This window comes from Kiritimatiellia bacterium, from assembly GCA_018001225.1.
Taxonomy (GTDB): Bacteria; Verrucomicrobiota; Kiritimatiellia; order CAIQIC01; family JAGNIJ01; genus JAGNIJ01.
In genome coordinates this window covers 33,413-54,907 of the sequence record JAGNIJ010000029.1, presented here as the reverse complement: position 1 = coordinate 54,907, position 21,495 = coordinate 33,413, and the positions used below count along the sequence as shown (strand labels likewise).

Here is a 21,495-nt window from a genome sequence, read left to right as displayed (position 1 = left end):
TCCCGCAGAGCCCTATCCTGCTTCACACCCTCTCATCTAACCATGAACTGCTCTGGCCCGCCAGTACCCCCCCCTCAAAACGGAAACTTTGACCGCACAGCCGGAAACTTTGATCGCACCGCGACAGTCTTCAGTCCGGCCCCAAATCCGTGCGCAAGAACGGCGCTCATGCGGACATCCCCTGTATACGCCCGCGCTCCTTCGGCTCGCGGGACGCTCGCCCTCCATGAAACGGCTATACGATGCGCCCGACTGGAGGCGAGCTTCCACGCGAGCCGCGACGGCAAAGGCGATCCGTTCCCTTGCGCGCGACTTCAGGCCGACTCGGGGGGCGCCTCCGCGGCCTTCTTGTCGGAAAGCCCCTCGATGACGCGCTGGTAGCAGCTCGGGCAAACGCCGTGGGTGAACTCGGCCAGCGTGCGGGCCTCCACGAACTCCTCCATCCGGCGCCAAGCCTGTTCATCCACCTGCACCCGGTGGCAATAGGAGCAGATCTTGATCAGTCCCTTGAGCGCCTTTTTCTGCTGCACGTACGCGTGGGCGATCGTGATGAACCCGACCACGATCACGCTGGCCGTCAGGATGCAGGCACGGTACCAGTTGAACCGGGACTGGGGCAGCCGGAAAAGCAGGGTGGGCAGATCCAGCACGGCGTCCGCCCAGATCAGGGCCACGAGCATCACGAAGGCCATGAATTGCCAGAAGGCAATGCGGCCCAGCGGCCCGCCGACCCGACTCCTTCCTCTTTTCAAGCCGGGCATGGAAACGCCTCCTCCTCGTGTCCTGCACAGGAACCCCGGCGGGCTTGTCCCGCCGGCTTGCCCCGGCGAAGCGTTTCAGCGAAGCCGGGTGAACAAGGAGCGGCAAAGCCGCGCCCGGCGCGGTTTCCGCCAACCTCCCGCGCCTGCCGGGCAAGCCGGCAGGGGGCGGTCTCCAGGCCACTGTACTTCCGGAACATGACGCTAGCGTTCACCGTGCAGGAAACGCAGCCATTCGCCGGTATGCCGCGCCCAGGCCGCCTCGTGATGCTGCCCCGCGAGATCCTCCACCACCGCCAGCCGCGGCCCCGGCTCCAACTCCCGGGCCTTGAGCAGGGACACCATCTCGGCCATCCCCTCGGCGAGTTCCCTCTCCAGGGTGTCCCCCTGCCCGCAGTACAGGAAGAGCCGGATCTCCGGCAGACGGTCCGCGGCCCGTACAAGGTCGAGGCAGAAACTGTCCCCGCGCATGCGGAAGGCCGGCGACAGGCAGGCCGCGGCGGAGAAGACATCGGGCCGGCTCCAGGCGAGATAGAAAGCGATCGTCGCGCCGAGCGAGGCGCCGGCGACGGAGGTCGATCCCGCGTCCGGCTTCGTCCGGTATTCCCGGTCCACCCACGGCTTCAGTTCCTCGACCAGGAACCGCGCATAGGCGGCACCGGCCAGGGACGGATTGTACTCCAGCTCGCGGTCGGAGGTGGAATACACCGCCACGGCGATGATCTCCTGCATGGACCCGTCCGCCATGAGCCGCGTGCACCACTCGTCCACGCCCCAGTCCTGGTTGAAGGTCGACGTCTGCGGATCGAACACCTGCTGGCCGTCCTGGAGGTAGCAGACGGGATAGCGGCGGTCCGGCTGCTTCCCGTAGGACGGGGGCAGCCAGACGATCACGGTCCGGTCGAACCGGAGATACGCCGAGTGAACGCCCTCGTGAACGCGAAAATCGCCGGCGATCTTCGGCGCCGGCCCGCGGGCAGTGTCCTTCCACCGGACGACCGCGGACCGCACCTCGGCGTCCCCGCCGCGCGCCAGCCGCCGGTTCGGCGGCACGCTCCCGTCCGCCCGGACCTCCTCGGCCTCCCAGCGGCCGCGGGTGATCTTGAATTCGACGGGACGGTCCGCGGCGCACACGGCCGTGCCGATCCAGAGGGCGTCCGACGCGCGGGTCAGCGGGAAGCCGTCCGGCTCCCATTGCCCCAGTTCCGGCGCGCTGCCGGCGATGAAGACCTGCTCCCCTGCCGGCAGGGGCACGCTCGTACCGATTTCGAAGTGGATGCGCCTGGTTTTCGACATGTCCGGCCTCCGGCATTCCCGCCGGGCACAGTATGGTGGATGTCGTTACCTCGCGCCAGCCCGTAAATGAAAAAAAGGAGGCGGGCCGCTCGGCCCGCCTCCACACCGTCCGTTCCGCGCTACGGGCTCATCAGCCTCGTCGGCGGGGTATACGGCGGGACGTTCGTCCAGATCCACTCCGTCGTGGACTTGCGCGTGTAGATCAGGAACCCGTCGTCCGGCGAGATAGTGAAGTCCGAGGCCAGCCCGCCGCCGGCATACCGCCACGTCTGGTCCGTCGTCCGGTACCATACGTCCTGCCCCACGCCCTGTTGCGCGCGGTTCAGTTTGCGCAGGCGGTCCGACTGGGTGGATACCGCGCCGCCCTTGAACCCGGATGCGATCAGGTTCATCTGGCTCGGATGGAGCGTCGCGGGCAGGCGCATGCTCACCAGGTTGTACGAGTAGTTCGGATGGATGACCTGCGTCTGGCTGTTCGTCGGGATCCGCCCGATGAACATCATGACATAGGGATCCTCTTCGGTCTCGGGGATATTCACCGCAAACCCGTCGGTGTATTCGAGAGGCAGATGATCCGCCGGCTGGTTCACGCCGCCCCAGCCCGAGCCCGTCAGCCACTGCTTGTAGGTGCCGGAGTCCAGCAGCCAGACTTCCTTCAGCACGGTTCCCGAATTATCGTTGGTGATCCCGCGACTGTACCAGCTCACGATGGTGCTGTTCGGATCGGTGTACTGCGTGCCGCCCGGCATATTATGTCCCAGGATCTGCTGCAGAGAGTTGGTATCCGGTATCACCGGCAGCGCGACCCAGTTCTGGCCGGGATACACGAGCAGGGTGCGCAGGCCGTAGACCTCCTCGCTGGCGACGCGGGTCTGGACCTGGCCCAGGTCGTTGGTGAGCTTCCACCGATCCTTCGAGGCCGCGCGGTAGAACCGCATGTTGCCGCCCAGTAACATCGGCGCCGTGCGCGACACGTCACCCGTGTCGGTCAGCGAGTTGGTGTATCCCCGCTGCAGGAACCGCCACTGGTTCGACAAGCTGTCAGAGAAGGTCGCGGCATCCACCCAGAGCAGGTCGTACTCGCGGGTCACGCCGCCCTGCGTGTTGGTGGCCGCCTTCCAGTAGATCTCCGAGTACTGGATCTGCCCCTCGGTGACCTTCACCAGGCCCTGCGTGACGATGAAGCCCGGCAGCACGATGAACACGGGATCCGACAACTCGCCCTCGTTGCCGGCCCGGTCCCGGCCCGCGATGCGGAACCCGTACTCCGTGCCGAAGATCAGGTTCGAGATCGTCACGGTGTCGATCGACATGTTGGTCAGGGTTTCGATGCTCGCTCCGTCGACATAGGGATCGGAGGTGTCGGGCTCGCTGCCATCCTCCGTGTAATAGATGCGGTACGTGGCCCACGGGGACAGCGGCGCGCCGTCGCCGGCCCGGTCGCCCGGGCTCATGCCGGAGGTCTGCCACTGGAGGATGACTTCGCTGGTCGGATCGGGCCCCTCGTTCGTCACGAGGCCCGTGACCTTCGGCGGCGCCGTCAGGTCGAGGCGGGTGATGAAGTCCGCCGTCGCGCTCATCTGCCCGTCGAACGCCCGGTCGTGGTCGTTGTCCACCGCAAACAGCCGGTTGGTGACTTCGCCCTCGGCGGAGGCCACGGTCCCGCCGCTGGCCACCTCGACGCCGTTCGTCAGCGTCGCCGGCACCCCGTTCGTTTCGTACCGGTAGTGCAGGATCCCGGAAGCGTCGTCCGAAGCCGTGAAGTTGACGGTGAACGAGTTGACGTTGGTCCACCCGGCCGGGCTGACCGTCAGGCCCGACGGCGCGGTCGGCGCGGTGGTGTCGTCGTCGTACACCACCAGCCAGCCGAGGTTCAGGTTCGTCCGGGCCTGGTCGCCGCCCCGGTCGTTGTCCGAGTCCACCGCATGCAACACGATGGCGTTGCTCTGCCCGCCGGCGTCCCACAGACCCTGGACCTGGTTCGACGTCAACGACGAGAACGCCCAGTAGCTGGTCGGGTTCTGGGCGGCGATACGGGTCTCGCCGATGGACGAACTCCAGCCCGAACTGTAATTCGCCGTGTTGCTGGCGATCACCGACCCGATGCTGATGTGCGTGTTCGTCTGGGTGCGCCCATCGAGCTCCTCCGTGGCCGCAGTTCCGCGCTGCAGGCCCAGGACGTTGTCGTCGCCCAGGTCGTAGCTGTGGAAGCCGAGCATCAACTGGCTGGCCCCGGAGACCCCGGCCAGTTCGCCGTCGGACACGGCGTACACCTGGTTGGAGGCGTCCTCCGGATGATCCGAGTATGTCCACAGGTTCGAGGTCGGGCTGCCCGGGCTCGGCCCCAGCAGGACGGCTAGCGCGTTCGTGTTCGCGTTGGTCGGGAACTGCAGGATCGCCGGCAACGGGTCGTTGTCCTTCCAGGCGATGTATCCGACCTGGTAGGCCGTCAGAACCGAGGCGTCATCCAGGCGGTCCTTGTCCGTGTCGGACACGCTGATCGTGACCTTGCTCGTCGTGCCCACGAAGCTCATGTCCCCGAAGGACGAGAAGACATACACGTTCGTAGCCGCGGGATTGTTCGTCGTGTTCGCGCTGCTCGTCGCCAGGCTCAAGTACGAGACGTCGTTCGTGATGAAGCCCTCGATGGTCAGGGCCAGGTTCGACAGCGCCTCGCTCCCGCTGCGGTGATACCCGCTCTCGTCATAGAGATTGATGTGCAGGTAGGCCGTGTTGGTGCCGCCGTCATTGCGCATCATACGGTCGTTCAGGCTCCACCGTCGGTTGGTCGAGACGCCCGCCGCCGCGGCGTTGGTCGCGGCCCGGAACAGCACCATCGGCCCGTGCAGGTGCGGGTTCGGGAACGGCACGGTCGTGGTCTGGAAGATCGTCCCGGCGGTCGGCGGGTTGGTGTCGTCGTCGATGACGGTGATCGCGATCACCTGGGTGTAGGACATCGAGTCGTCCGCCCGGTCGCGATCCGCGTCCGCCGTGTAGATCATGGCCGTGTGCACGCCCAGCACGATGTCATTAAACGAGGCAACGAGGTTGGTGGCGTAGAGGTTGGTCCAAATATCCAGGCTCTGGCCGGGCGTGGTCGGGCCGATATTGAAGCCCCGGTGGCTGAACAGCGACGCGCCCGCCGGCGTCAGGACCTCGAACCAGTTGGTGGCCGTGCCGCTGGTGACGTCCGTGACCTTCGCGGTGATGGCGAGCGTCCCCTGGTTCAGGTCCTGGTCGCTCACCAGGCCGGAGCCCGGCAGCGGGGTCAGGGTGCCCTGGAGGCGTACGTGGTCCACGCGCCAGGTGCCGGTGCTGCCGGTCGAGTTGGTCGCGTGCAGCCGGAAGGTCACCGAACCCTCCAGGCCAGACAGGTTAAGCGTCGAACTGTTTATCTTCCAGCTCGTGTCCGCGTGGTTCCCGCTGGCCAGCGGCGCGGCGTAACTGTCCCCGCTGTACAACACGTACCAATCGGTCGGCCCGGTGCTGGAGCGGTTGTCCTGGAACGACACGTTGGTCACGCCCAGCGCAAACCCGGACTGCACCGTCAGCGTGAATTCGTAGTACTGGTAGGCCTGGTACCACTTGCTGGTGTTGGCCGCGTAGCCCGGATTGCCCGTGCCCTGCGGCACCGCGCCGTCCGACCCCAGGAAGGCGCCGGCCGTCAGCCCGTTCATCACGGTGTCGGCGTTCGTGGTGAACGTGTACGTCGACTCGTCGATGGGGATGTCGAAGTCGTAGTACACGATCGTGCCGCCCTCGATCAGCCCGGTCCCCGTGCCGAGGGCCGTCAGGTTCGTGAACAGCGGCGCGTCGCCGTCGTCGTCCACGACGACCAGGGGCAGGCTCAACGAACTGGTCCGCCAGTCGTTGTCCCGGTCGAAGTCGTTGTCCGCCACGTAGACCACGGCGCTGTAAGAGCCGATGGTGATGATGTCCCACCGTCCGGTGCTGGCGGCCACCGTCAGCGTTTGCGTCGCGGTCGCGCCGTTGGTGAAGGCGGTGGGGAACCAGTTCGTGACCACCACGCCGCCCGTGGTGTTGTACAGCTTGAAGAACGGCGCCGCGGCATAGGCGTTGTTCGTCGCCAGCAGGCCGGCGCCCGCGTCCAGCACCATGCTCAACACGGTGTACCCGCCGGTGGACACCTGGGCATCCGTCAATGACGGGACCTCCCAATCCATGCCGCCCTGGCCGGTGATGTTGAAGGTGAAGTCGGTCAGGTCGATGTCCGTGTTTGCCGCAAAAATCTGCCACTTGTTGGAATTGCTGATGTCGGCAAGGATCTCCGACGCGGTGCCGGAAACTCGCCCGGTGTAGAGCACGTTCACCGAACCGGCGTCCATGATGCTGACGGCGGTGACGCCGTTGGTCAGGCCGCGATACAGCGCCGAGTGCTTGTTGTCATCCGGCACGGGCGGCACGTTCCATCCATCCACCACGTTCTTGTTCGTGGTCATGTTGATGGCGTACAGGAACGTGACGCGATCGGGATCGTTGGACGCCGCGTATGCGCCATTGTATTGGTACACCGTGACCTGGTCGCCGCCCGAGTTGATGTCCTGCAGGCCCAGTTCGAACACCTGCCCGACATCCGCATCGCCCGTCGCGATCCACTTGTTCGTGTGGAACTCGCTGTTGCGGTGCCAGTTGGTCCCCGCGTTGTCCGCCCACCCGCAATCCACAAAGTGGACGATCGTGCCCGCCGGGAACGGCGCCAGGACGACGAAGGAGAAGGTTTCGATACCGGTGGCCGGTCCGCCGTTGACGCCGACGATGGCGATGTTGCCGGGCAGCAGGTTGGTGCTGCCGGTGGCGCCGACGCCGTCGATGGTCAACTCGCTATGGACGGGATCCACGGCATCATCGTCGGTGACCTGGATGTAGCCGAAGACCACATTGGAGGCGATGCTGGCGTCGTTCGTGCGATCCGTATCGGTGTCGCGCAGCGTCAGCATCACGGGGTTCTGCTCGCCGGTCGTGCCGGACCCGTCGCCGCCCCACAGGCCCGTCATGTCGCCGAAGGCCAGCGAGTTCCAGTGCCAGGACAGGATCGTGGTGTCCTCGGTCGTGTCCGCCAGGTCGCTGCGCGAAGCGTCGAAGTTCTCGATGTTGTTCGTGATCCAGCTCGCCGAGCCCACGGAGAGCGAGGTGTTCGTGGTCGCCGAGCCCTCGTCGCTGACCTGGAGCCCGCTGTAGTAATCGTAGGCGTTGAAGGACAGCGTCAGGGGCTTGCCGACCAGGCCGCCGTCCGTGCCCGTAAAGATCACCGCCTGGCCCGTGCCGGAGGCGCTCAACACGGCCGCATCGTTGGAGGCGATCATCGAGCGGCTGCTCGCCCAGCCCGCCCCGGTGGCGGCCGCGGGCGGCTGGCTGTCGTCGTCCGCGACGTTGATCCGGATCAGCTCGTTGGTGCTGACGTTGCGGGCCGTGTTCGGCCCGTCCTCGGCATACCCCCCATAGGTCGCCGCCGGGGCGCCGAAGCTGTTCCAGGTGCCATAGCCCGCCCAGCTCCCGTTCTCCGTGCAGCCGTCCTCCGAGCTGACGGTCAGGTAGTACTCGATCGTCTCGTCGTAGCTCGAGATGGTGAAGGCTCTGTCCACCCAGGCCGTGATACACGGCGAGGAGTTCCCCGCCGACGCGGCGATGTTGCTGGCGTAGAACACGGCGTCGTACCCCAGCTCGTTCGAGGACCCGTCCGGGTAGAGGCGGAACACGTCCCAGTTCGGCGACACGCGGCCGTCGTCGGACACGATGTTCCACGTGAAGGCGCCCGGGCTGGGTCCGCCGGAGTGCTGCTTGTTCGTCGCGTACACACCGCTCGGATCCTCGATCTTGAGGGCGAACCCGATCTTGTTGTCCGCCTGCTGGATCTCGGCGTCGGTGATGGACTGGATCGGTCCGTACTTGGCGATGTGCGCGTCGAAATCGCCGGCGAGATAGCCCGTAAGGTTCGTGCCGATGTACACCAGGGTGTGCAGCGGCCCCGTGATGTCCCCCTTGCCGCCGATCCGGAACATGGTGATCGCGCCGCCGGAGAGCGCCCCGGCCGTGTCGCGCGCCCGCACGCGCCACCAGTACTGCGTCACCGAAGTGGACAGCGTGTAGCTGGTTTGCGTCGCCGGCAGGTTCACGCGGAGGGCGATCGAGCCGTTCTCCGTCGTGCCGCCCTCGCCGTTCAGCGTCTCGTTGGTGCCGACCTCGAGGAAGTAGCCGGTGACCTCGCCGTCGCTGTCCGACGAAGCGGCCCACGACAAGGTCGGGTTGGCCGACACCGCCTGGTTGTTGGTTGGCGAACTGATGACGGGCGTGGTCGGGATGGTATTGGCGACCACCCCGTTGGCGTCGAAGACGACATCGAACCAGAAGTCGATGTTGTTGTCGCTGACGTCCTCCTGCCAGGCCCTCTGGGACAAGTCGCCGTCGTTGACCTGTTCCGGCGCGATGGAGACCGAGTCCACGGCGTCCGGCGTGCCCGCGAGGATCTGCACCGTCGCGTCGCCCTCGTTGGCCCACGTGTCGCTGTTCACGAAGCTGGCGACCGTGAACCGGGCGGTCACGGGGCTGCTGACCAGCAGGTCCGCCCTGTTGATCCAGAACTCCATCGCGTTGTACGTCGCGCTGGCCGCCGCCGCCGACCCCGCGGGCGGCTCGTACCACGTGCCGCCGTCGTCGGCATACACTTCCACCTCCATGGCGCCGCCGGCGCGGTGCACCGTGATGTTGCGCTGCGCGTAATGCACGGCGGCCTGGCCGCCGGCGAAGTACCCGCCGCCATAGTAGGTTCCGGCATCGTCGCCTATCCAGTTCATCGCGGCGCTGGCCGACGACCGCCGCGTGTCCAGGCCGACGTGAATATACGGGTGCTGGACATCGGTCACGTCGTTGTACTTGACCAGGAAGTACACGTTGGTCGTGTCGGCGAAGATGCGCACCTCGCGGATGTCGGCGTTAGTCGTGGTCGCGATGTCCCGCCGCTCTTCGTAGGGCTTGTCCTTCCAGATATACTCGTTGCGCGAGACGGTCGCCGAGTTGTACACTGTCCCGGCGCTGCCCAGCCAGTCGGCCGGATTGCCGTCCACCGTGATGATCTGGCTGCCGCCCAGGGTCGAGGCGCTCGCCAGCCGCCCGGTGGAGTAGTAGCTGTAGTTCTCGGAATAGAACCGGTAGTAGTACGTCTGCGAGGACGCCAGGCCGGTGTCGTTTAAGCTCGTCCCGCTGCCGCGGTAGACCACCGTGCCCGAGCCAATCGAATCGCTCGCGTAGTAGGCCTGGCCGGGCGTCGGGTCGGTGAAGCTGTCCGCCGTGTTCCGGACGATCAGCACGTCGTGGCCCGCCGCGTTCTTGGTCCACGCCAGGTTGATCTGGCTGTTGGTGTTCACCGCGTCGCGGGTGGCCGTCGCGGGGCTCGGGCCGACCAGGAAGTTGGCCGTCACGCCGCCGGACGGGTTGGTGCTGATGACGCTGCAGTTCCCGCCGTAGGAGAGGTACACGAAGTCGTGCACGCCGGTCTTCGTCATCTGCGCGGTGTAGTTCCACCAGCTGTTATTGTTGTGGTTCGACGACCAGGCCATCGCGTAGGTCGAGGTCGTCTGGTCGGTCCAGCGCACCTGCAGGTCCACGCTCTGGCCGACGCCGATCGGCCAGGTCTGGCACTCGAACAGCAGAGAGTTGCCGAGGTTGGTCACGGCCACCGGCACGTTGTTGCTGCCGATCCAGGTCGGGCAGGTGACGCCCGCCAGTTGCGACCAGTTCGTCGCCAGCCGGATCTCGTCGAAGTACACGTCGCCGATGTTGCCGTTGTTGGCGCCGACATTGAGCCGGATCCGGGTGATCTGGTCGATGCCCGTCCCCAGCGTCTGGCTGACGTCCCAGCTCGTCGGCTCCTCGGCCGGGAAGTTGGCCGTGGGCAGGTTGAAGGCCTTGGCCTGGAGCGTCTGGGTATGGAAGTCGTACTTGCCGAGCACCAGGTACACATTGCCGGTATGGGCCTCGGCCCCGCCGCCGAACGGCAGTAAATCGTACGCGGACCACCAGGTGCTGCCCCCGGCCGCGATGCCCAGGGTATGCCAGTTGTTGCCGCTGGCCTTGCCAAGGAAAGCCTTCTCCGTCGTGCCGTTCATGAGGCTCAACCCGGCCCACTTGTTGGAGCCGAAATACTGGTAGGCCATCATGAAGGCCACGTAGATCTGGCCGCTGCTGATGTAGTTGCCCGCATCCAGGGTGCGGTCGGCGCTGGCGCTCTGCCCGTCGGCCAGGCCCGTCACCCGGCCCAGGTTGCCCGCCATGTCGGTGTAGCCCTCGATGTTCACGAACCGCGGCATCACGGCCGCTTCCGCCGTCGGCGAGTTGGTCCTCGCGCCCCAGCTCCCGTTGGCGCCGGTGTTCGCCCAGTAGTTGTTCCCGAAGCCCTGGCCGCCCTTCATCGAGGTGCCGAACCCGGTGCCGTTCGTGTACGAGAACGGGTTGACAATCTCGGACGACTGGTAACTGCCCATCGACAGGTTCGCCGTCGAGCTGTCGGAATCGGAATAGTAATTGGCCGTGTTGTACGAGTAGAACTTGTAGTACACGCTCGATCCTGCCCCGACCACGTGCTCCACGCCGTCGCCGGTCCCCTTGTAGATGACCGTCGCGCCGTCAATCGTGTCGTTCAGGCTGTAGGTCGTCCCGTCCGTCGGGTCGGTCGCGATGGCGCTGGTCTTGTACAAGACCATGATGCCGTTGCCCGCCCCGTTCTTGGTCCAGCCCAGGCGGACCATCTCGTTGCCGTCCGCCGTCGCCGAGACGGCCGCCGGGTCGTCCGGTTTCGTCGGGACGATGGCCAGCAACTCGTTCCAGTTCGTCGCCACGCGCACCTCGTCGAAGTACACCACGCCCGGCGTGCCGTACCCCTCCGACGCGCCCGCGGCCAGCCGGATGCCGTCGATCTGCGTGACGCTGCCGACGTTCAGGTACTCGGCGTCCCACGAACCCGGCTCGGTGTCCGGCACGGTATCGGTCCCGATCTTGTACGCCTTGGCGTGGGCATCGTCCGTCGAGAAATCGTACCGCATGATGATGACGTAGTCCTGGCCCGACCCGTAATCCAGTTTCTTGGTGCTGACCGCGGTATGGACGCCCAGCGTGGCGCTCGCGCCCCAGCACTCGCCGAAGAAGATCTTTTCCGTCGACCCGTGCATCAGGCTGGCGCCCGACCATTTCTGGTCGCCGGACCACGTGAAGTTCATGATGTACGCCGCGTACACCTTGCCACCGGTCAGCGCGGCGAAGCTGCGCGTGACCGCCAACCCCGCGTTGTTCGAGGGCACCACCACGACCTTGTTGCCTGTCGGCGCCGGGTAGTCGGCCTGCGCCGAGAAGCTGCCCGCGTGGTTCGTGAACCAGCCCGTATTGCCCGACCACGCCCCGCTCCAGTCATTGCTGCCCGCGCAGTTCGCCAGCGTCGTGCCGTTGGTGTAGGAGAACGTGTCCACGATCTCCTGCGGGGCAAACTGCGACGTCGTCTCGGAATCCGTCAGGCCCGCGGAGTAGTGGTTGTTGTTCACGGAGTAGAACGCGTAGTGATGCTCCGTGCCGGACGCGACCATGTGCTCCAACGTCGAGCCCGAACCCTTGTAGATCACCGTGCCGCTGCCGCACGAATCCCCAATGTTATATGTCGTGCCCTGCGTCGGCGCCGTCGAGGCGGCCCCCGCCCGGTGCACGATCATCACGTCGTACGTCGCGTCCTTCGTCCACGCCAGGTCCATCAGGGTCTTGCCGTCCGCCGTGGCGGTGGCCACCGAAGGATCCGGGATGTTCGTCAGGACCATCACGGCCTGCACGACCTGCGGGCTGTTCGTCGCCGCGTCGTTGCCCGCGCCGGTGTTGGTCACCGTGTTCGTGCCGTAGTAGGACCCCGCCGACAGGCCCGTCGCGCTGAAGAAGTTCGTGTGGACCTTGCTCGCGCCGTTCGCCAGGCTGCTGCCCGTCAGCGGCCGCACGGTCAGCCAGCTCGCGTTGGTCGAGAGCACGTAGGACAGCGCCCCGCCGCCGACGTTCGTCACGGCGAAGGTGTGGCTCGTCGGCGTGGACCCGACCACGCCGTACACCGTCAGCGCCGGGCCCACCCCGATGCCGGGCTTGCTGTTCAGCGTGACCGTGCCCGTGGCGGAATTGACGCTCGTGCAGTACGCGTTGGTCGCGCGCACGCGGAAGTAATAGGTCTGGCCCTCGGTCAGCCCCGTCACCGACTGGTTCGTCGCCGTCACCGCCAGGTCCTCGTAGCCCGGGACGTAAGAGGAGCCGCCGGAGTAGGTGTGGCTGCCGAGCCGGGACGAATCGCTTGTGCCGTACTGGTCCCATTCCGTGGTCAGCGTCGGGAACCCGCTGCCGGGATTGCTCGTCACGCCGCCTGTGACCGATGCCTTCCGGACCAGCGTCTGGTCCTTCGTGCTGATGCCGGCGGCGCCGTTCGTCCAGGCCCCGTTTGCCGGCTGTTCCCCGACGCGGCCGATGATATCCGCGTACGAGCCCGATGATTTCTTCCAAAGGACGAACGCATCGTCGCCGTTGAAATCCACCGCGGTCGCCGTCGAGCCGGCTGCGTTGGTCGCGCTGCCGTGCCGGTACACCGCCACCGCGCCGTTCGCCAGGGAGCCGGACAGGCTGTTGCTCGTGGTGTACCCCGTCGCGCCGTTGGCGAACAAGATCAACGAGTAATCCGCCAGGTCCACGCTGCCGCCGGTGCCGTTGTAGATTTCGATGTATTTCTCGTTGCTGGAGCCCTCGATATATTCCGAGATGAACAGGTCGGTGGCGGCGCCGCCGCTGAACGCCGCGTTCGTGCTCACGTCCAGCGCGTACCCCGTCGCGCCGGCCACGGCCTGCCACACCGCCGTGAAGTCGGTGTAGTTGGTCGGGCTGGCGACGAGGCCCGTCGGCCCGGCCGTGAAGCACGCATTAACATTGGTCACGATGAACCCGTACCCCACGCCGATCGTGTTGGTCGCGTAGGCCCGGATGTAGTAGGTCTGGCCCGGCGTCAAGCCGGACATCGTGCTCGAGAACTCGCCCAGGCCCGAGCCGTTGGTCGTGCTGGGGTCGGCGATCGTCGGCGGGTTGACCGTGCTCCAGCACACGCCGCGCCGGGTTACCGTGGAGCCCTTCTCGTCCGTCACGTTGCCGCCGCTCATCGCCGAGCCGGCGACGTTGTTGCTGACCGCGAACGTCGTCACCGCCGGCGTGTCCAGCGGCGCCTGGCTGCCCGTCAGCGGGTCGCCCGTCCGGTAGTTCTGCAGGCCGTCGTCGCCGTTGAACTCGTATACGGCCACGTGGTACGTCGTGCCCGCGCTCAACGCGGTCACGAGTATGCTGGTCCCGCTGCCGATGTACACGACGTAGTTGCCCGTCCCGATCTGGGTGCCGCTGCCGAACGCCGCGTCGTTCGTGTAGCCCTTGCCGTCCGCGGGATTCGCGTCCACGGCGCCGCCCCCGTGCATCAGCACGATCGTGTTCGCTCCGTCGCCGCCGGCCCAGCTGACCTGGTAGCTCGTGGACCCGATCAGGGTGAAGGACAGGTCGGTCGGGCTTGCCGAGGGCTCCGCCGCGAAGGTCGTCGCGTTCGCCGTCGGGATCGTCGCGGCCGTCAGGTAGTTGTAGGTCTGCCAATTCGCGCCGCTATCCGCGTTGAACGGGACGATCGAGAAGTTGTACTGCGTGCTCGCCGTCAGGTTGCTGACCGTCGTGCCCGTCTCGGCGCCGCCCACGACGACGTTCACCAGCGTCGCGTCGCCGAAGACCGTGGAGAGCGCGTAGTTGGTGCCGTCCGTCGGCACGCCCGTCGGGTCGGCCCCCTGCCGCCGGAGGATGTAGTAGCCGTCCACCGGCGCGCCCGCCGCGCTCCAGGAGAGGTCGATCGTCGAGGCCGACGCCGCGGCCGCCGCGAAGCTGCCCGCGTGGCTCGTCGGCTCCAGGCTCAAGGTGTAGGCCGTGATGACGTTCGAGTTCGTGCTCGTCCCGCTCGCGTTCACCGCGCGCACGCGGTAGTAGTACGCCGTCTCGGCCGCCAGGTTGGTCACCTGCTCCGTCGTCGCGCTGACCGTCCGGTTGGAGTAGCCGGGCACGTAGCTGTCCGTCAGCCCGCCCGTCACCTTGACGTCGTCGAGGTACCAGGTGCTGAACGCCGACACCAACTTGAAGCTGACGCCCGTAGTGCCGGACAGGTTGGGCGACGAGGTCAGGACGTTCGTCACGATCGCCCCGCCCGTGCCGACCGTGAAGGGCGCGATCGCGATCCACGTGGCGCCGTTGTCCAGGCTGTAGTAGTTGGTCGTGGTGTACCCGTTGCCGCCGGCGCTCGAATCCACGTAGAACGTCATCTGCGTCGGGTAGTTCACCCGCGGCGAGGTCAGGGAATCCGCCGCGCCCAGGGCGCGGCAGGGGCTGGCCAGGCCGAAGTGCGTCGGGTCGGTGTCGTTCGCCGTGCCGACGTCCGTCCAGTCGGAGAAGTCCACGAAGTCCTCGTCGATCAGGCTAAGCCCCGCGCCGCCCGAGGTGAAGTTGGTGCTCGTCGCGACATCCAGCCGGTAGTCCGAGGCGCCCGCGACGCTGTTCCAGTTGGCATACAGGCTGTTGGTCGTCCAATTCGTCGCCGCCGTCGCGACCGGGGCGGCGCACAGGGTCAGCGCCGTGTTGGTCGTCGAGTAGACGCTGATGCCGCCGCTGTTCTGGGCGCGCAGGCGCCAGTAGTAGGTCGTCGCCGCGGTCAGGCCGGTGACACTGAAAGTCGTCACGTCGCCGATCACGCGGGCCGAGTAGCCGTTGACGAAGCCGGCGAAGGTGTCCGACGCGGACGCGTCGAGCAGGTAGTTCGTCGCGCCCGTCGCGGCGTTCCAGTTGGCGGAGAAGCTGGCCGCGCCGATGGCCGACGCGGCGTTCAGCGTCGGCGCGTCCGGCACGGTCCAGAACGAGCCGTCGGCCGAGTACGCCTTGCCGATGGAATTGCTCGCCCACCCGCGGAAGTAGACCAGCGTGCCCGCGGTCATCCCGCTGCGCGCGTGCGAGAAAACGCCCGTCGCCGTGCCGCCCTCGGACGCCTCGTTCGCCGTCGGCGTCGCGGAATAGTCCCACACCGTGCCGCGCGACGTGACCGCTACGCCGCCGTTGGTCGAGATTTCCGCGCCCAGGGTCGCGCCGTTGGTCGTGATAGACGTCGCGGTCGGGTTGATCACCGTGGGCGCCAACTGGGTCGCCCGGCGACCCGGCTCGCCGCTGGCCTGGAAGTCGCTCTGGCTCGAACTCGTGCTGTTCGTCGCCCGCACCCAGTAGTAGTACGGCGTGCCCGCAACGGCAGAGGTGTCGTCGTACGTCTCGACGCCGGTGCCCACGCTGTCCAGGAACGAGGCCGAACCCGAGGCATCCGATGTGTGCCGCCAGATCCCGTAGCTCGTGGCGCCGGTGATGTCCGTCCAGTCCAGCACGACCTTGTCGCCGTAGGTGTCGTCGCTGGCGGCCAGGCCGCCGACCGTCGCCAGCTTCCGGTAGCCCGTGTCCGGCGTGCCGGCGTCGCCCTGGCTGACGCTGGAGCTGTTCGTCGCGCGCACCCAGTAATAGTAGAGCTGGCCCGGGCTGGCGCTCGCGTCGTTGTAGGTCTCGGCGTCCGCCGCCGCCTCGGTGACGAACGTCGCCCCGGCAATGTCGCTGTCCGTGTCCCGCCAGATCGCGTAGCCCGTCTCGCCCGACCCGTCCGTCCAGTCCACCTGCACGTGCGCCGTGCTCGTCCCGTCGGACGCCGCCACGCCCGCCACGTCCGCGAGCTTCCGGTAGCCGGTATCCGGCGTGCTGGCGTCGGACTGGCTCGCGCTCGTGCTGTTCGTCGCCCGCACCCAGTAGTAGTAGAACTGGCCCGGGCTGGCGCTCGCGTCGTTGTAGGTCTCGGCGTCCGCCGCCGCCTCGGTGACGAACGTCGCCCCGGCAATGTCGCTGTCCGTATCCCGCCAGATCGCGTAGCCCGTCTCGCCCGACCCGTCCGTCCAGTCCACCTGCACGTGCGCCGTGCTCGTCCCGTCGGACGCCGCCACGCCCGCCACCGTCGCCAGTTTCCGGTATCCGGAATCGGACGTGCTCTCCGCGCTGGAGCCGGCGGAATTGCTCGCGGTCACCCAGTAGTAGTAGAGCTGGCCGGGCGTCGCGCCGGTGTCGTTGTAGGCGACGACGTTCTCCTCGTTGCTGTAGATCGCCGTCGAACTGGCAAACGTGTTGACCGTGTTGCGCCAGATCACGTAGCCGTCCTCGTTGGAATTGTCGTCCCAGCTCAAGGCCACGTGCGCCGTCGTGCTGCCGTCCGACGCCGCCAGGCCCGTCGGGGTCGAGGGCGCCGTCGCGCTGGTCGTCACCGACTGCGTCGAGCCGTTGACGCTGACGCACGACCCGCCGCCCACCGCGCGCACGCGGTAGTAATAGGTCGTGTCCGCCGTCAGCCCCGTCACTACCTGGCTCGTGCCCGCCACCGTCGCGTTGGAGAAGCCGGGGACGAAGGACGGCGCGCTGGCGCCGGTGCACGTGTGCGCATCCGGCGTCATGTCGGCCACGTTCGCCGCGGTGATCGTCCACTCGGACGAGGTCCACGTGTTGCTCGCCTTGGCGATGCTGGCATTGCGGACCGCGTGATCGTCCTCGTATTCCCAGGCCTGCCCGGTCCCGTCCTGGTCGATGACGCCGTAGGCGTCCACCAAGGTCCCGGCGGCATAACCGCCGTCCGAGTACAGGAAGTATCCGTCGTCGCCGTTGCCGGTGATCACGCTGCCGTTGTACAGGTCGGCATTCTTGCTGTAGGCCGTGTCGTAGGTGGTGTTGTACGCCACGATGTACGTGGCCCCCGCGGCAACCGTGCCGGTCAATTGGACTTCCGCCCAGGTGCTGCCGTTCGCCTGGCGGCTCAAGTACCACGTGGCGGCGCCGAAATCAATCGTGGCCCCCGAGCCGTTGTAGAGTTCCACGAACCGCGCGTTTGCATTATCACCCGGATCGGCCACCTCGGAGATGAACAGCGTTCCGCCGCCGGATGTTCCGAACGTCGCATTCGAGCTGACGTCCAGCCGGTAGCTGGCCGCGCCGCCGATGGCGTTCCAGTTGGCCGTGAAGTTGGTGGAGCTGATGGCGCTGGCGGCCGTCGTCGTCGGGCCGGCCTGGAAGCAGTCGGCGGTGAACTCGACGTCGCTGCCGTAGCCGGTCTCCGGGTCCTCGCTGTTCTGCGCGAAGGCGCGGACGTGGTAGGTCTGGCCCGGCGTCAGGTTGATCATCGTCGCGTCGTACTCGCCGATGCCCGTGCCGTTGGTCGTCCGGGCGTCGGCGATCGTCGGGTCGGCGCTGGTGCCCCAGCACACGCCGCGGTTGGTGACGGCCGAGCCGCCCTGGGCGCTGATGTTGCCGCCGCTCTTGGCGCTGACCGGCGTGATGTTGCTGACCGCGAGGGTCGTGAGCGTCGGCGGCCCGCCCACCGGCGTGAACGTCAACACCAGGTTCCCGCCGCTGGCGGACAGGCCGAACGCGCCGCCGTCCTTGCCCGTGCCCCACAGGGTCTCGTCCAGCGAGAAATTCGAGGCGTCGCTGATCCCGCCCACGATCAGGTTCCACGAGTACGGGCTCGCCGTGTTGAAGTTGGAGAGCACGTCGTCGTCGATGGCGATCGTCGTCGTCGCGTTGATGGTCGCGGAGCCGCTGTTGTCGATGTAGTCGCGGTCGGAGGTGTCGGAGCAGTTGCCGAGCTGGAAGACCGCCTTCGAGCCGTTGTTCATCGTCAGGCCGGTGACGGCCAGCCGCCCGATAGCGTTCGAGGTCGCGCCGGGGTAGGCCGTGCCGGTCAGGGTGAGGTCGCCGATCGAGCCGGAGCCCGAGAGCACGGAGCCCGAACTCACCGTGATGTCCGAGCTGGCGTTCGTGCCGTTCGCGATCAGCGTGCCGGCGCTGACCGTCGTCGCGCCGCTGTAACTGCTGGCGCCGGTCAGCTTCAGCGTGCCCGTGCCATACTTCGTCAGCGTGTTCCCGCCGCTGATCGCCCCGCTCACGGTGAGCTGGTCGTTCGCCACGCCGATGCTCGCCGCCGAGTTGAGCGAGATCGTGCCGGAAACCGTGTTGTTGCCGGCGATGCTGCGCAGGGCGCCCAGGAGGCCGCCGGTCCCGTTCAGGACCAGGTTCTCGGCGACGGTGATGTTGTTCGTCAGCTCCAGGCGTCCGCCGCTGGCCACCGTGGTGTTGCCCGCCGTCGTGCCCAGGCCGTTATTGTGGGAAATCCGGATGTAGCCGGCGTCGATGGCGGTGGCCCCGCTGTAGCTGTTGTTGTTCGTCAGCGTCAGCGTCCCGGCGCCCCGGTTCGTCACCGCGCCCGTGCCGCTGATCACGCCCGTGTAGGCGAGGCTGTCCGACCGGTAGAACGCCAGGGCCGAGTTGTTCACGATGCTGGCCGTCGCCACCGAGCCCGCCGTGCCGTTGTTCCCGACCTGAACCGTGCCCGCGCTGATCGTCATGGCGCCGGTGAACGTGCTGGCGCCCGTCAGGGTCAGGATACCCGTCCCGTCCTTCGTCACCGTGCCCGCGCCGGTCCCGATTTCGCTGCTGACCAGGATGTTCCCCGCGCCGCCGAAGGTCAGGTTATACCCGCTGCCGCTGATGGCCGTCCCGGAGTTCAGCGTCAGCGTCCCCGAGTCGGAGTTGATCCGCACGCCCGTACTCTGCAGGGTGATCGCCCCGGCGAAGGTGTTGTCGTTGACCACGTTCCGCAGCGCGCCGCCGCTGGAGAGCCCCGTGCCGTTCAGGTACAGCGGCTCCGCCGCCGTCGTGATCCCGCCCGCCAGTTCCAGCGCGCTGCCGGACGCGTTGACCACGTAGGTGTTCCCGCCCGTCCCGCCCAGGCCGTTCGCGTTCGTCACTCGTACCACGCCCTGCGTGATGGAAAGGTTCCCGCTGAAGGTATTGTTGCCGTTCAAAACCAGCGTACCGGTGCCGATGTTGGTCCAGGCCGCCGAGCCCAGGATCACACCGCTGACCGTCGCCGTGCTGCCCGGCGCCACCCAGACCCGCGCCCCGGCCACCGTCCCCAGCTCGATGTTCCGGTTGGCGCCGAGCGTGAAGACGTTCGTGAAGCCCAGCGTACCCGTGCTCCAGACGTTGACGTTGGTCTTCGCCGCGCCCGGCACCGGTCCCGCCGCCAGGTCCGCGCCCAGCACCAGCATGCCCGACGTGATGTGAGCGATGCCCGAGTTCGAGTTGATGCCGGTCAGCACCAGCGTGCCCGCGGACTCCTTGTACCAGTTCGCCGTGCCGATCATGCTGCCGCCGTAGCTCACCGAGTTGCCGGACGAGACGCCGATGCTCGGCTGGTCCACGGCGCCCAGGACGATGCCGCGGTTGGCGTTCAGCGCGAACGAGCCGGTGAACCGCAGCGTGCCGGTGTTCCATACGTTGAAGCTGTTCGTGACGAGCGAGGCCGGCGCCGCGCCGAAGCACAGGTCCGCCGAGCCCTCCAGCACGCCGACCTCGACCGACGTGCCGCCCGTGTACGTGTTGGTCGTGCAGCCCAGCGTGATCGTCCCCGTGCCGATCTTGTAGAGGCGGTTGGCCGTCGTGCCGGACGTGCAGGACGCGCCCAGGCCGTCCGTGATCAGGCCGTTGATGGTGGACGTGCCGTTGCCCCCGCCAAACTCCACGGCTCCGGTATCCGCCACGGTGGCCGTCTGCTTCCAGTTAGAGTCCTTGCGGTTGTCTCCCCAGTCCCACTGGTACCGCCGGTCATCGTTCAGGAAGATCGAGTAGGCGTCGATCCGCGCCGACGTCGCCGGCGAGCCGGCCATCGTCCAGTCGTACTTCCGCACGCCGTTTAATTCCACGTTGAAGGTGGAACTGGAGGTGATCTTGACCTTGACCGTGTAGTCCGCGGCGGACGAGCCTGCCGGCGTGTTCGTGAACGACTCCCCTGCCCCGCTGCCGATGGCATACCACGAGCCGATCTGGTAGCTGCCGCTGTAGTTGCCCCCATCCTGCCGAACCGACAGGCGCGACCCGCTCAACCGGTTCGCCCACGATGAGCCCGCCGTGCCCGCGTCGTTGAGCGAAACGCCGAGCTGCCCGTAGTACACGCCGTAGGTATAGACCCGGATCGTAAACTCGTCACCGACCTGCAACTCGCGCGCGGAGGACGACGTCGCGCTGGCCGTGCGGAACGTCTTCCACGCCACCGTGTACCCCTGGTCGCCGCCGGCCCACATGCCCAGTTCCGTGCTGCCGCCCGTGTCATACGTGCCGCCGCCGCTGTCCCACCGCGTGTCGTACTGGCTCTGCTGCTGGAGATTGGTCATGACCGAAAGGTTCACGCAGGCCGACGCCACGGTGCCGAAAACGGCCAGGTCGATGCCGGTCTGGCCGTAATCAGCGCCGTTGTTGCAGCGCAGCGTGCCGCCGACCGCCGCCGCCTTGTATCCGTAAATGCGGAACTCCAGGCCTGTCGAACCGCTCACGCCCGTGATGGTGGCTACGTAGTTGGAAGTAGAGGCGGCAAGGAGCGTCCACGTCGCCAGGTCGGTGGAGAACCCATCGGAACTCACGCGGAGAGAAAGGCCCGTCGGCCCTTGCGCACTCTTTGTGGCTCGCCAGGAAAAGTTGGTCACGGTCACCAGGTATCCGGCCGTGGGCGTGACCTTTAGCGTAAAGTAGTCATTGCTGGTGATGGCATTGTCCACGGTAGAGCCGGACGCCGGCAGGGTCCAACTCGTGGCATTAAAGCAATTCGTGGCCGCGCTCGCGGCCACGCCGGAACCGCGGGAGATTACGCTGACCGAGATATTAGCCGCCTGCACGGTGCTGGTGGAGGTGGCGGCAATGCCGGGCCTGTTGGTGAAATCAAATCCGACAAGAAGCTCGGCTTGAGACCATGATGGCGCAAGGCACACCAAGAGTGCGGCCAGCCACGGCAGGCCAATGCCTGGACTTGGCCTGGACAACAGCCCTTGCCGGTTCCGCGCATGGGGACCCTGCCCCGCGTTGGATTGAGAAGTCATTTCAGGATTCATGGCTGTTACTCCACCGGGCCACCGGCGACCGATTCGCCGCCCTTGACCCGAATGCCGTTTTTCCGCCCGCGTTCAACCGGCTCTCCGGACCGAATTTTTGCTACAAATAGACACTTCACCGTCCCTAAAAAAGAGACAGCTCACGCACTCCGGGATTCCCCATGCAAGCGGCGGGAAATCCTTCTTTCCGTACTACTACTAATACCCCGGCGTCCAATCGGGCGTCAATGGATTAAAGGCTGACGGGGCCGGATGTTACTTGGTCCATCACCGCGCTTTTCCTGGCGTCCAGACGCCCGCGACGCCGGAGGTAATGATGGCCACGCAACACATTGATAAAAAACATGTTGCGACTGTCCTCCCGTCCGAAGCCCGGTCCGCCGAAGCCCTTCTTG

Annotated in this window: 3 protein-coding genes; all 3 read right to left on the bottom strand. The window is 66.8% G+C overall.

The window, feature by feature from the left end:
- Positions 1-314: 314 nt before the first annotated feature.
- The gene (locus KA248_10595; GenBank protein MBP7830354.1) at positions 315-761 is read right to left on the bottom strand and encodes a hypothetical protein; all 447 of its coding nucleotides are present in this window, start codon (positions 759-761) and stop codon (positions 315-317) included.
- A gap of 201 nt (positions 762-962) precedes the next feature.
- Positions 963-2,054: a hypothetical protein gene (locus KA248_10590; GenBank protein MBP7830353.1), complete on the bottom strand. Its 1,092-nt coding sequence runs from the start codon at positions 2,052-2,054 to the stop codon at positions 963-965.
- A 119-nt stretch (positions 2,055-2,173) separates the two neighbouring features.
- Positions 2,174-20,839, bottom strand: coding sequence for an autotransporter-associated beta strand repeat-containing protein (locus KA248_10585; protein ID MBP7830352.1), 18,666 nt, complete (start codon positions 20,837-20,839; stop codon positions 2,174-2,176).
- Between the last annotated feature and the right edge of the window lie 656 nt (positions 20,840-21,495).